Raw genomic sequence first — 13752 nt, forward strand, 5'->3', positions numbered from 1 at the left:
GCGCCCCGGGTTGTATAGCGCAAGAGGCAGATTTTCATGTGGCGCTTTCTCAGCACGCGGATCCTCATGGGGGTGCTCACGATCTGGATCACGACCATTCTGGTGACCTTGCTGATCCATGCTGTGCCGGGCGATCCGGTGCAGATCATGTACGCCCAAAGCCAGGGCACGACTCCCGAACAGATCGAAGAAGTACGCCGTTCTCTGGGCCTCGACCGCCCCATTCCCGTTCAATACGCGATGTTCATGGAGCGGCTAGTGCAGGGGGATCTGGGCAACACAATTCGTGGTGGCCAACCCGTATTGGATGTCATCATGCAGCGCCTGCCCAACACCCTTGTGCTGGCCTGTGCAGCCATGTTCATCGCAGTGCTCATCGGTGTTCCCATTGGTTTTCTGGCGGCCTACCGGAAGGGCAGCCTGACCGACATCACGCTTATGATCATCGCCATTGCCGGAATTTCGATGCCGCACTTCTGGCTCGGTTTGGTGCTTCTGTTTTTCTTCGCCGTGGAACTGGGCTGGCTGCCAGTCAGCGGGAACGGCTGGCTCAATCTGGTCCTGCCAGCGCTGACACTCGGCCTGTCGAACGCCGCCATCTTTGCGCGCCTGACACGCTCATCGATGATCGATGTCATGAACCAGGATTATGTCCAGACCGCCTTGGCCAAAGGTTTGCCCAGGGCGCTTGTCTTGCGGCGTCATGTCCTTCGTGCTGGCCTCCTGCCAGTTGTTACCATGATGGGATTGCAGTTTGCTTTCATGATGGGCGGGGCTATCGTCGTCGAGAACATTTTTTCGTGGAACGGTGTCGGGCGCATGGCGGTCGAAGCCATCTTCCAGAGGGACTACCCGATCATACAGGGCTTCATCCTGACCTTTTCAGTCGTCGTCGTTCTGGTCGCGATCACCATCGACGCGCTTTACGCGGTCCTCGATCCCAGAATCCGGAGGTCCTGAGATGAGCGTTGCCCCTGATATCGACGTCTCCAAAGCCCCACCGGGTTTCCTGTGGCGACTTGTACGGTCTCCGAGCGGCGCGATTGGTCTGGTCATCGTCCTGCTACTCATCTTCTGTGCGCTCTTTGCCGATGTTCTGGCACCCTTCGACCCGAACAAGATGGGCTCGGGCGGGAGGTTTATGCCTCCCAGTGGCGACTTTCCGCTTGGAACCGACGAATTCGGACGGGATATGCTGTCGCGCATCCTTTTCGGCAGTCGGATTACCTTGCTTGTGGGGGCTGTCGCCGTGGGTATTTCACTGACCATCGGTATGACGGTCGGCATGATCGCTGCCTTTCGCCGAGGATGGGTCGAAGCGTTACTGATGCGCAGCACCGACGTACTTTTTTCCTTCACCGAGACTCTGATCGCACTCAGCTTCGTCGCAGTGCTGGGTCCGAGTTTGCAGAATGCGATCATCGCCGTCGGAGTGGCAGGCATCCCGTTTTATGCACGGACATGCTATTCGGCGGCCCTTGTCGAAACATCGAAACCTTATTTCGAGGCGAGCATTGCGGCGGGCGCTCAGCCTACCCGGTTGGTTTTGGTGCATCTTCTGCCCAACGTCATGCCGACCATGATCGTAGTTGCGACGCTGGGTGTGTCGACCGCAATTCTCGCGGCAGCGGGGCTTAGTTTCCTTGGTCTTGGCGCGCAGCCCCCCACCTCGGAATGGGGATACATGCTTGCAGGGTCACGCGATTACATCAACCGCGCACCCTGGCTGATGACGATACCGGGTATTGCCATCGCCATCACGGTTCTTGGCTTCAACCTGCTGGGCGACGGGCTGCGCTCCAGTCTCGACCCGGTGGAACGGAAATGACTGCACTGCTTTCCGTCACGGATCTCTCGGTCGTGATTGGGTCAAAGACTCTAGTCGACAAGGTCAGTTTCGATTTGGCTTCGGGTGAAGTCCTGTCCATCGTCGGCGAAAGCGGATCGGGAAAGAGCATGACCGCCAAGGCGCTGATGGGATTGCTGCCGCCCAAGGTAAACGCCTCAGGGCGAGCCATGTTCGACGGAATGGACCTGCTCGCGACCGGCGTGCAGCCGCCCCGGGGCACGGGCATTGGGCTGATTTTTCAGGAGCCTATGACAGCTCTGACGCCGGTTCTGACCATCGGTCTGCAGCTGACCGAGGCCCTTGTGTCGCATGGTATCTGCAACGCCGGTGAGGCCCAGCGGCGCGCCATCGCCATGCTGGATCGCGTGGGCATTCCGTCCCCGGAGGACAGGATGCGGCAATACCCGCATGAATTGTCCGGGGGTATGCGTCAGCGTGTAGTCATCGCGATGATGATGTTGCTGGACCCCCGCATTCTTATCGCGGACGAACCTACCACCGCGCTTGACGTAACGGTTCAGGCGCAAATCCTCGATTTGTTGCGCGAGATCGTAACAGACACCCAGATTGGCCTAATCCTGATCACCCATGACATGGGCGTGGTCGCGGAAATGGCCGACAACGTTCTAGTGATGAAGTCTGGAAAGGCCGAAGAATTCGGCGCGGTGCAGCGCATCTTTGCCGCGCCTGAGGCGGACTACACGACAACGCTTCTGGACGCGGTCCCGCGAATTGACGCCTCCACCTCGCGCAAACCCGCGCTCACGGAGCCGCTGCTCAAGGTAGGTGGCATCAACAAGACCTTTGCCAAACGCGGTGTGATTTTTTCCAAGGCCGCGCGGCACAAGGCGCTTGACGACGTGTCACTGACCATCCATCGCGGCGAGACTCTGGCTCTGGTCGGGGAAAGTGGATCGGGCAAGACAACCGTGGGGCGGGTTATCGCGCGCCTGACTGAGGCCGATACCGGTACGGTCACGCTGAACGACACTGATCTATTGGCGCTTTCTGGGCGCGAGTTGCAGGACAAGCGGCGCGCGGTCCAGATGATTTTTCAGGACCCTTATGCCTCGCTCGATCCGCGTCACACGGTGGGTAGTACCATCGCCGAGCCGTTGATCATCCATCAAAACCTGTCGAAATCAGAGCGCAGCGAACAGGTCCATGAGCTCCTTGAAAAGGTGGGGTTGAGCGCCGACATGGCACAGCGTTATCCGCATGAATTCTCGGGTGGCCAACGGCAGCGCATCGCCATCGCGCGTGCCATTGCGGCCAAACCATTGCTTGTAGTTGCCGATGAGCCGACATCGGCGCTGGATGTTTCCATTCAGGCAAAGGTTCTGGACCTGCTGGAAAGTCTGAAGCGCAGCGAAGATCTGACATTGCTATTTATCTCGCATGATCTCGCGGTGGTCCGACAGATCGCCGACCGCGTTGCGGTTATGCGAAATGGTAGGATTCTTGAGTTGGGACCGTCCGCCGAACTCTTTGCAAATCCGCGGCACCCCTACACACGGGCCCTGATCGATGTCGCACCGGTGCCCGACCCGACCCGAAAACGCGGAAAACGCCCCGTGCTCAAGGGTGATTATCCGACAGGCCCCTTGTCCGAGATCGGGCCGGGCCATTGGGTCGCGACATGACGATTGGCATTGCTGCTTCAGGACGTTGGGCTGGTGCAGGGATCCTGTCGGGCCTGCGCGCGGTAGAAGAGGCCGGGCGCGGCGCGATCGGCGGGTTCGTCAGCTTGGCCGTGTTGACCGAGGAGCAGAAGCTGTTGCGCGCTGAAACCCAATATGGCGGTGCGCAGAGCTTGTTTGACGGCGCGCCATCAGACGAAATTTTGCAAGCCCCATGGGCCGGCCTTATTTCAAGCGGCCCCAACCGCCCCGCTCCATTGTCACAGTTCGTTGCGGCTTTGCCACGCGTTGGGATTGTCACCGGCCACCGTTTTCCGCACGCGCAGGCAAACGATGGTCAGGCGCTTAACAGTCTGGTCCTGTCAATGATGCAAGCTGGTATCCCGCCCCAAGTCGCGGTGGATAACGCGATTGCACAGCACCCTGATTTCGACGCGGGCTTCCTAGCGCTCTCTGTTCACGGAGAGATCGGGCTCGGCAACATGCCGGCGGTCGCAAGCCTTAAGGACCAAGGCAGTCTCAAGACCCGTTGCGCTGAAACTGGTAACACGGTCGCGACGCTGCACAATGCAATTCGGCCACACAGGGCGATCGCTCTCTTGGCGAACGAGGTCGCTTTGGAGGAGATGCGTTTTCGTGCGACCAGCCGTGAGACAATCACCATATCTGCCGGAATCCCCATCGTCGTTGGTGACACGCCCGAGATTGTCATCGATAACAATCATAAGGCCCTTCGCGTCATCCACCCAGAAGCTTCGGATGCGGGGGGGGAAACCGCTTTCGGTGTGGGTGACCACGTTAGGATCACGAAATTGGGAAAGATGATTGGCTGGTTAGACCAAGAACCCTTTATGGTAGTCAGCCAAGGTTTGATTGTCACTCTGGATGGCGAAACGGCAATTGAAGTTTCAATTCGCACTGGCAGTACGAGGAGATAGCGGATCAAGTGGCTGTGTATTTTCGACGACACAGTATCGAAAGAGCGTCAACACTCGCGCCAAAACAGTTCGCCGCTCGATTAGAAAGGCAAACCCGCTGTGCGTTCAGCACCTCAAGGTCAGCTTTACCAATTCTCCAAATAGCCCGCTGCGATGCGGCTAACTTATGCTTCACTGCCCTCATCTCAATTCCCACGGCTTATAGCGTGTCCGGTTCAATCGGTTTCATATCCAGCGGCTCGGAAGAAGTTGTAACACTCGTCCGGCGTAAACAGGCTGTTCCTTGGCTCCTGCCTGGATCACCTCGGTCAGTGGATCAGGCGAAAATTCCGATGGCAGTGCAAACGGGACAACGGTAGATTTGGCCATGGTGGCATATCCTTTCTCTCTGAGAACGACGGCGTCTTGAACACCGCCATGATATGCCGCCTACCTCAGCCCATCACCAACTTTCGGGCATAACTCGGTGAAGCTGCACTGCGGCGCAGTCTGACTCGATGAACGGCTGGTATGCGCCGTCTGCATCCACCTCGAAGTCGTTGGTTAAAGCTCATCTCATAATTGCCAAAGACCATTGGCAGGTTGCCAAATTTTGAGGGTTAAGTATGCTTAGAGGGTGCAAATATCTGCTACACAAATTGCTACACAGACAAAACTGCTGGATGCACACAACTAATTGGTAATAAACATTTATTTTTCAATCTCCGCATCCACCTGAAGGACTTCGTCTCCGCCACTTATCTTGTTGAACATAGTGGCAGTCCTCAATTTTCCATATCTGTTTAAATTGGGGTAGACTAAGAGGTGCAGGTCACCTCTCGTCCGCCACGGTCCTTCGTCCCTAACCGCAAAATGTGGTCATGAAGGACGGGCATCGGTCCTTTTGAAATCCCGGAGACATGGGCCATTGTGCACGAAATCGTCGCGGACGATCAGTGCGCGTCGTTGGGCAGAAAGATATCGTTGCAGAAACGGGCCAGAGCATTGAACGCGTCGAGTGGTAGGATGTGTGCGACGTATTGGTCGGGTCGAACGAGGATCATGCAGCCGTTGTTGCGATTGACGCCGCGCATTTCGAAGATGTCTTGCCCAAGTTTGTGATCGACGCAAAAGACTTTTTCAAAGTCAAGCAGCCCGTATCGACCTTTGGCTGGCCGCAGTAGGGATGGCATGTCCTCGTAGTTCAGTGTCGTAAATTCCTGCTGGAAGATGGCGCGCAGATCAATCAGTGCGTCGATGTCCTCGCCCTTGCGGTTGAAGCGCCGCAGCGGAGAGTGCGAATCGGTTTCCAGCCATGTGCACAAGGTGGCAATCGCCCCGTTGCCTTGCCCCATGTCGTCCTTGCCGGCAAAGGCATATAGCCGCCAGCGTCCATCGGCCTCGGCAATGTGGCCCAGCTGCAGGGGCTTGGCATCGGCCAAGCGCAGCACAGGGGCCGAATGAAAGCGTTTGCCGATGATTTGGCCTGTTGCAAGGTGTTGATGTTCTGGCGCTGCGATAAGGTTGGACGGGTCATAATGCACAGCCAGCCCGCCGGTAAACTCTAGATTTTCGATAAACTGCTTCTGGAAACGCGGCATTTCCGAGCCGTCGAGTTCTGACTCGCCCGGAGGTGCGCTCATGATCCGCGCCCATTTGTGATCGGTCTCGACAAGGCGTTTGGCTTCTTCCAGCCGTTCGGCGGAATAGCTGTGCAAGAGGCTCGCATGGGACCTTCCGGTCAACACATGCGCCAGTTTCCAACCAAGGTTGAAGGTGTCGCCCATGGACACGTTCATGCCCTGTCCGGCCTTGGGGCTGTGGGTGTGACAGGCATCACCTGCGGTGAAGACACGCGGGGTGCGGGTGGCCGTTTCGCCCGCAGGCACATCGTCGAATTTGTCGGTCAGGCGATGTCCGATTTCATAGATCGACCACCAGACAACTTCTTTGACGTCGATGGTGTAGGGGCGCATGATCCGGTTGGCAGCGGCAATGATGTGATCCGAGGTCAGGTTGCGGTTCGAAACCCGTTCGTCCGGGTTGAGCTTGTCCAGCTCGACATACATTCGAAACAGGTAGCCGCCCTCGCGCGGGATGATCAGAACGTTGCCTTCCTTGGCGGACTGGATCAGGCATTTCCGGCGGAGGTCTGGGAAGTCGGAATTGGCGAGGATATCCATCACCCCCCAAGCCTGATGTGCTGCGTCGCCATGCAGCTTGCCGCCGATCGCTGTGCGGACGTTGCTGCGTGCACCGTCGCATCCAACGACATAATTCGCGCGCACCGTGATTGTGTCGCTTGCAGTGCCATCTTCGGTCACCCTGCCCAGCGTGACGGTCACCGGGTGGTCATCGGTTTCCGTGTCGATCTCAAGATCGATGACGCGCAGCCCGTAATGGGGTTCGAGCCGCGTCGGCGATTTCTTCATCACATCGAGAAACAGCTGGTGGATGCGCGCCTGGTTCACAATGGTGTGCGGCATCTCGGACTGATCGTCCGCGACATCCTGTGCAATACCAACCCGGTGGATGTTCTGAGGCGCTGCCGGATCGGGTTTCCAGAAGGTGGTCTGGTTCACCCAATAGGCCTCTCGTTTTACCTTGTCGGCAAAGCCAAAGGCTTGAAACATCTCCATCGACCGGACGTTGACGCCGTCGGCTTGGCCCTTTTCCATTGGTCCATGTTTGGGCTCGACGATCATTGTGGTGATCTCAGGGACACCAGCCAACTGAGCGGCAAGGCAAAGACCGGCAGGGCCGCACCCGGCGATCAGGACATCGACTTTTGCGGGCACCACATCACTGCGCAAGGGATCGCGATTGGGGGCAGGGGCTTTGACGTCGGGGTCGCCCGGTCTGAATCCATCGACATAGTATTGCATGGTGGTGGTGCTCCGTGCTTGCCCATCGTGTCTGCATTTTAGTATCTATACTTACCAATTTTGCAACCGTAAAGGTATGTACACTTACCTTTTTATGTGGTGCTGTCGTGATGTGCTGTTTTCAGTGCAGATCAACCAATGGGGGCCTCATGAACGCAAAGAACATGGCGGGGCATGTGATCCGACAGTTGCATCAGATGTCGACGCAGGTTTACGCAAGTCACATGCAGGCAGCCGGGTTCGACCTTACCCCGGTGCAATTCGCTGCAATGGATGCGTTATCGGCACAGCCGGGATTGGATCAGGCCACGATTGCCGCCAGTATCGCCTGTGATCGTGCGACGACAGGCGGGGTCATAGATCGGCTGGAGCAGAAGGGCCTTGTGGCGCGGGTGGTGAACGAAAAAGACCGTCGCGCCCGTGTCGTCACACTGACAGATCAGGGGCGTGACCTGTTTCAGCAAGCCTTGCCGATCGTTGCGGGATTGCAGGTTGATATCCTTCAAGCGCTCAGTCCTGACGAAAGGAGCGATTTCCTGCGCCTTGCGAAAAAGGCAGTCCAAGGCGCGCAGGATGGGGATGCGCTACGGACATGACCACCAGATCGGCGGACGACCGGGAAGAACTAGGTGACATGCAGTTATGGCGCGCTGGCTCAGTCGCGCGGTTGGCCAATCGTGGCGGACAGGATCCTATGTACGTCTTCGTCGGTACAGCTGTCGCCAGACCAAGCGACAAACCCATCTGGGCGCACCAATATGATGCGGCGCTCCCAAGCGGTGAACCAGTCTGCTGCACAGTTGGGGATGGCGAGGGGTACAGCCATGGCGTCAGCGGCCCGGCTAAACCCCGCCGCGTTGGCCGGATCAGCGCACAGCAGTGTAAATCCTGCGCTTAAAGCAACACCTGCCGCGCGCCCTTCCGGCCCGGCTGGGGGCAAGTGGTGGCCTGCGCGTGCAACAAAACTGTGCGATCCTTTGGCACTGGGCGTGCCTTGGCTGCCCGGCACGATCGGCGAGCCTTCGTAATTCGGTTCAAAATCCTCGACCCCGGAACCGCCTTCGGCACGCGCTTTCCACGCCGTCTCGAAGGCGTCGGTGTCCTTTGTCGGGCTGTGTTGGTTAAGGAACTCGCGGTCTTCGCGAATGAAGTTCTCGATGAAATCCCGTGCGGTTGAGGCGAACACCGGTTGGCGTTCCGCGCTGTAGCTGTCGAGGAGTGCATCACTGCCCCAGCCTTTGATCCGTGCGGCCAGTTTCCAGCCCAGATTGCGCGCGTCCTCAAAGCCGGTGTTGATCCCGTAGCCGCCATAGGGGGGGTGACTGTGTGCGGCATCTCCGGCAATGAACGCACGTCCAGCGCGATAGGTGTCGGCAAGTGACACGCGCAAGTCCCAGTGGCCGATATGGTCAAACTCGAGCGCGAATTCCTGCCCCACTGCCTTGTGCAAGAGACCGCGGAAATCGAAATTCTCGGCGGTTGTGCCGTAGGGTACAGGCGCGTGGAAGAACCATGACAGCCCGTGATCGACCCGCCCGAAGAACAACCAGTAGCCTTCGTAGTCGGGGTGCAGCACGTTGTAGAACGCCTTGCCCGGATAGCGCGTCAGCAGCTCGTGCAGTTCCTCGGACCGGAACACCAAAAGCGCCATCATGCGGTTGTGGTCGGACAGGGTTTCACTGATCCCAGCGTGTTCGCGGATGAAGGACCGGCTGCCATCGCAGCCGACCACGTAAGATGCGTCGATCACTTGCCGGCCGTCACCATCGCGTTCCGCTATGGTCAGTTGCACGGCAGTGTCGGTCATTTCCAGTGACTCACCGTACCAGCCGTACAGAACAGTGATTTCGGGTATTTCCGCGGCTCGCGCCCGCAGCACGCGTTCGGTGGCGTATTGCGGCAGACGGGCGTTTGGCGCGAAGTAGTAGTCTTTCACGTTCGACCGGTTGAGCCAGTCATAGGTGTGATCGGAAAGAAGCGTGCCGTAGGCGGTCATACCCCCGATGCCGCCGCCTTTGGGGATTGGATGGGCGCTGTGCAGCTCGTCCTCACATCCCCACGCTCGGAAATGTTCTGACGTACGCTGTGTCAGGTTCTGCCCTTTTGGGATCGGCTGCGGTTCGGGATAGCGTTCCACCACGCACACCCGGATGCCGCGCTGGCCCAGTTCGACGGCAAGGCCAAGGCCGACTGGCCCGCCGCCGTTGATCACAACGTCAAAGCTGTCTCTCATGCCATGCCTCCCACGCGTCCGGGTTCGGAATAGATGTGTTTGGTTTCCAGGAAGTCATATAGCCCCTCTGGTCCGTGCAACCGCCCAAGGCCGGATTTTCCGTAGCCGCCGGTTTCGGCCTCTGCAAACAGCCTCAGATGCGAATTGATCCAGACCGTGCCTGCCCGGATCGCCTGTGCCATCCGCAAGGCGCGGTGGTGGTCAGCGGTAAAGACTGACGCGGCCAGACCGTAGGCGGTGGCGTTCGCCTTGGCGACTGCCTCTTGTTCGTCAGTAAAGGTCTCGATCGACACGATGGGGCCGAACAGTTCCTCTTGCACCAGCGGTGACGCGATATTGTCGATGCGGAAGAGCGTCGGCGTCAGGAAGGCCGAGTCCGACAGGGGCGCGCCTTTAAGCACGATCTCGCCCTCGTCACCCGCCTGTTCGATCAGACGTTCGATCCGCGCACGGTTGCCCATGTCGATCAGCGATCCCATCTGGCTGTCGGGCCTATCACCGGGGCCCACGCGCACCGCCTGAAATGCGGCGGTGATGCGGGCCTCGAACTCCTTGGCAACGGATTCGTGCACAAGGAACCGCGCGGCGGCGACGCAGATTTGCCCGGCCATTGCCAGCGCTCCGTGGGTCAGTTCATGCGTGGCCCGGTCCAAATCGGCATCGGCAAAAATGACCGCTGGAGCTTTGCCGCCCAGTTCCAGCCCGACACGTTTGAGCGTTGGGGCTGCCGCGGCCATGATGGCCTGCCCGGTGCGGCTGCTGCCGGTAAAGCTGATCACGTCGATATCCGGCGACGCGGTCATGGCTTGACCGACCTCGATGCCGTTTTCGTTGACGGAATTGACCACACCTTTGGGCAGCGACGGAGCTTCTGCAATGGCCTGCATGATGCGCGCATGCACCAGCGGCGTTTGATGCGCGGGTTTTATGACAGCGGTACAGCCTGCGGCCAAAGCCGGAGCGAGCGAGCGCATGAGCAAAGTCACCGGTGCATTCCACGGCACAATGATGCCCGCCACCCCAGCCGCCTCGCGATGAAACAGCGACAGGCTGCCGGGGGTGATTTCCTGCATGGAGCCGCGAATGTCCCGTGCAAGGCCCGCGTAATACCGCGTCTCGGAAATTGCGGCCATGGTTTCGCCAAAAGCTTCGGCGCGGATCTTGCCGTTTTCGGCGACGACCAGATCGGCAATTTCGTCTTTGGCGGCCTCAAGCCGGTCGGCGATTTCCAGCATGGCTTGTGCCCGCAGACGCGGGGCATGCGCCCAATCCGTGCCAAAGAACGCTGCGCGTGCGGCTGCGGCAGCGGCATTGGCCAGATCAGTGCTGCCGCGGTGGTATTGGCCCAAAGGCAGCAGCGTGGCCGGGTTCAGGCTGTGGTCCAACGGGCCATCGCCAATCCAGTCGCCAGCGATGTAATGCCGTGCGGGGTCAAGGGTCATGTGGTTCTCCGGGTCGGTCATCATTCATCAGGCGCTTGCGCGGGCAGAAGGCAGTGTCAGAGCGTCCGAGATCGCCTCGGCATGGTCGCGGATGGCGTCCCGCAGCGCGGCCAGCTGGTCTTTGGTCAAGGTGGTCTCTTCGGTGGACAGGCAAAGCGCCCCGATCGGCGTGCCATCGCCTGCAAGGATGGGGGCCGCAACACCCACCAGTCCGGGCGTGACTTCACCCCGCGCGGTAGCGACCCGGTCACGGCGGATGCGCTTTAATTCTGTGAGCACTGCGTCTTTGGTTGAACCAATACCCGACGTGACAAAGGCATCCAGAAAATCACTGACCAGCGCCGCCCGATCCTTGGGCGGCAGAAAGGCGACAATGGCGCGGCTGACCGCCCCTTTGCCAATCGGCATCGGACGTCCACGCGGATAGGATGAACGCGGTTCTGGCGCCGATACCTGTGATGCAACGCATAGCATTTTCTGGTCGTAGAACCGCACGACAAAGGCAGAGCCGACAAACGCAGTAGCGAGCTCGTCCAGATGTGGATCGGCAATCTTGATCAACGGGTCGGACCGCCGCATCAGGAAATCCAACTCGGTCACGCGCGGGCCCAAAGTGTAGCCTGCTTGCGGCAGTGACACGAGGTATCCCGCATCCTTGAGCGTCTTGAGGTAGCGATAAAGCGTTGGGCGCGAAAAGCCCAAGGCCTGCATCATGTCTTCCGGTGTCCATTCGGGGGTCTCTTCCGAGAACAATCCGAGGATGGCCAACAGGCGTTCACCAGAGCCAGATACCGATCTCATTGCGCCTCCTCCGCTGCCAAGGGTGCAGCGCGGCGTCGGAAAACCTCGCTCCCGATGAGAGCCAGCCCCAACACCACGCCTGCCGCATCCGTCAGGATTGCGCCTTCAAATGCGCCAGCGGGCACCAGTGCCATCAGCCCAGTGGCAACGAACAACAGCCGTTTCACAGGCGACAAGCGGTCCGAGAAATACCCCGCCAACCCAGCCGAAACCAACCAGACGCCCAAGCCTGCGGTGATCACGGCAAAGATGATCTCGCCGGTTTCACCGATCAGGATCAGCGATGGGCTGAACACAAAGAGCACCGGGATCACGTATGCCGCCCAGCCAAAACGCATCGCGGCCCAGCCGGTGGCCATTGCGGGGGCCTTGGCAATGGCGGCGGCGGCAAAGGCGGCCATTGCGATGGGGGGCGTGATCATCGACATCATGCCGAAATAGAGCACGTAGAGATGCGCCGCGATGGGTTCGATCCCCACTTCGATCAGGGCAGGGGCAACCAGAGCGGCCAGCAGCACATAGACGCCCAATGTGGGCAGGCCCATGCCAAGGATGATGCAGACCACTGCCGACAGCGCCAGCAGCAGAACCGCGCTGCCGCCGCCGACCTGTACCAGCGCATAGGTCAGGTTGAAGCTGAGCCCGGTGATATTGAGCACCCCGATCACCATGCCCGACGCCGCCGAGATCAGCAGGATTTCGACCACCCCATGCCCGGTGCGGGCAAAGCTGCCAAACAGGGCGCGGAGTGTCGGACGTACGCCGCGATAGCCAAAGACCAGCGCGGTCGCACAAAGCGCCAGCGCCGACCAAAGGGCCGCGCGTTCGGGTTGGTAGCGCAGCCAAAAGAGCAGGTAGATCAGGACCGCAAAGGCAGAGGCGAAATGCAGGCCGACAAACACGGTGCGACGGGCAGGGATCTCGGATTCGGGCACGCGCTGGATGCCCATCTTAGCCGCTTCCAGATCGGCCTGGATGAACAGCGCCACGTAATAGAGGATCGCGGGCAGCAAAGCCGCCATCACGATCTGGCTGTAGGGAATGGCCAGAAACTCGGCCATCAAGAAGGCCGACGCGCCCATAACCGGCGGCATCAGCTGACCTCCGGTGGAGGCCACGGCCTCGATCGCACCCGCCTTGTGGGCGGGGTAGCCATCGCGCTTGATCATCGGGATGGTGACCACGCCGGTGCCCACCACGTTGGCCACGGCAGAGCCCGAGATCGACCCGAAAAGGCCCGAGGCCAATACCGAGATTTTCATCGACCCGCCGCGAAACCGGCCCATGCCGATCATCGCCGCGTCGGTGAAAAACTGCGACCCGCCGGTGATGCCCAACAGCACACCGAACAGAATGAAGGCGATCACCACCGTTGCAGCGACGGACATGGGAAGGCCCAGAACGCCGTTTGAATCGACCGCCAGATAGCCAGTCAGCAATTGCCAGTTTTGCGGTCTGCCCTGCAAGCGTCCGGGGATCAGGTCTCCGAACAGCGCATAGAGTAGGAAGGCTGCGATGATGATGACCAGCGCCCAGCCGGTGGCGCGGCGCAGCGACTCCAGCAGCAGCACTATGATGATGAGGCTGGGAATCCAGAGCTCGGGTGGGCGGGCGAAGATCATCAGCACGAGGTCGGGATATGTGACCGCCACATACCCAAGGGCAGCCATCGACAGGCCCGCAAGGATCAAGTCGTAGAGCGGCACGCCGTCCCGTTCGGTTCCACGTCGGGCGGGCAAGGTGAGAAAGGCCAGCGGCAGGGCAAAGAACAGCACACCTGCGAAGAACTGCTGCGGATAGAGGTCGAGCCCCAGCTTGCGCTGTACCGACAGCGCCCAACCCACTGCCAGCAGCACAAGGCACGCCGCAAAGAGATCGGCCAAAGGGGTCGCAAGGCGTGCGGGCAGGGCAGGCATGGCTGTCATGATATCCGTGATCGTTCGAGGTCAGGCAGATAAAGCGCGCGCCCGCAGTTCGGGGCACGC

10 protein-coding genes are annotated in these 13752 nt (G+C 59.6%); 5 read left to right on the forward strand and 5 right to left on the reverse strand.

The features are described 5' to 3' along the window. The first annotated feature begins 36 nt into the window (after positions 1–36). From MCRY_RS18645 to MCRY_RS18660, 4 genes are read left to right on the forward strand one after another with little or no spacing between them, the layout of a single operon-like run. The gene (locus tag MCRY_RS18645; RefSeq protein ID WP_085632679.1) at positions 37–960 is read left to right on the forward strand and encodes an ABC transporter permease; all 924 of its coding nucleotides are present in this window, start codon (positions 37–39) and stop codon (positions 958–960) included. Between the two features lies 1 nt (position 961). Then, a complete protein-coding gene (locus MCRY_RS18650; protein ID WP_085632681.1) occupies positions 962–1828 on the forward strand; it encodes an ABC transporter permease in 867 nt (288 codons plus the stop codon). Then, the gene (locus tag MCRY_RS18655; RefSeq protein ID WP_085632683.1) at positions 1825–3492 is read left to right on the forward strand and encodes a dipeptide ABC transporter ATP-binding protein; all 1668 of its coding nucleotides are present in this window, start codon (positions 1825–1827) and stop codon (positions 3490–3492) included. Before MCRY_RS18650 ends, MCRY_RS18655 begins: the two co-directional genes overlap by 4 nt. Then, on the forward strand, positions 3489–4427 hold the full coding sequence (locus MCRY_RS18660; protein WP_085632684.1) for a DUF6963 family protein: 939 nt from the start codon (positions 3489–3491) through the stop codon (positions 4425–4427). The genes MCRY_RS18655 and MCRY_RS18660 overlap by 4 nt, the downstream gene beginning before the upstream one ends. A gap of 932 nt (positions 4428–5359) precedes the next feature. Here MCRY_RS18660 and MCRY_RS18665 read toward each other — a convergent pair. Further along, entirely contained in the window at positions 5360–7291 is a 1932-nt protein-coding gene (locus MCRY_RS18665; protein WP_085632686.1) for an FAD-dependent monooxygenase, read from the reverse strand. Positions 7292–7440: 149 nt separating this feature from the next. Between MCRY_RS18665 and MCRY_RS18670 the strand changes: the two genes are divergently transcribed. Continuing rightward, positions 7441–7887, forward strand: a complete 447-nt coding sequence (locus MCRY_RS18670) for a MarR family winged helix-turn-helix transcriptional regulator (protein ID WP_085632689.1) — start codon at positions 7441–7443, stop codon at positions 7885–7887. Between the two features lie 59 nt (positions 7888–7946). Here the strand turns inward: MCRY_RS18670 and MCRY_RS18675 are convergent, their stop codons facing one another. From MCRY_RS18675 to MCRY_RS18690, 4 genes are read right to left on the reverse strand one after another with little or no spacing between them, the layout of a single operon-like run. Continuing rightward, on the reverse strand, positions 7947–9524 hold the full coding sequence (locus MCRY_RS18675) for an FAD-dependent monooxygenase (protein WP_085632691.1): 1578 nt from the start codon (positions 9522–9524) through the stop codon (positions 7947–7949). After that, the gene (locus tag MCRY_RS18680; protein WP_085632744.1) at positions 9521–10966 is read right to left on the reverse strand and encodes an aldehyde dehydrogenase family protein; all 1446 of its coding nucleotides are present in this window, start codon (positions 10964–10966) and stop codon (positions 9521–9523) included. Before MCRY_RS18680 ends, MCRY_RS18675 begins: the two co-directional genes overlap by 4 nt. Before the next feature lie 27 nt (positions 10967–10993). After that, positions 10994–11767 carry an IclR family transcriptional regulator gene (locus tag MCRY_RS18685; protein ID WP_085632693.1) on the reverse strand — a complete coding sequence of 258 codons (774 nt, stop codon included), beginning with the start codon at positions 11765–11767 and terminating at the stop codon, positions 10994–10996. Continuing rightward, the gene (locus tag MCRY_RS18690) at positions 11764–13692 is read right to left on the reverse strand and encodes a TRAP transporter permease (RefSeq protein ID WP_085632695.1); all 1929 of its coding nucleotides are present in this window, start codon (positions 13690–13692) and stop codon (positions 11764–11766) included. The genes MCRY_RS18685 and MCRY_RS18690 overlap by 4 nt, the downstream gene beginning before the upstream one ends. Between the last annotated feature and the right edge of the window lie 60 nt (positions 13693–13752).

This window comes from Marivita cryptomonadis (assembly GCF_002115725.1).
Classification (GTDB): domain Bacteria; phylum Pseudomonadota; class Alphaproteobacteria; order Rhodobacterales; family Rhodobacteraceae; genus Marivita; species Marivita cryptomonadis.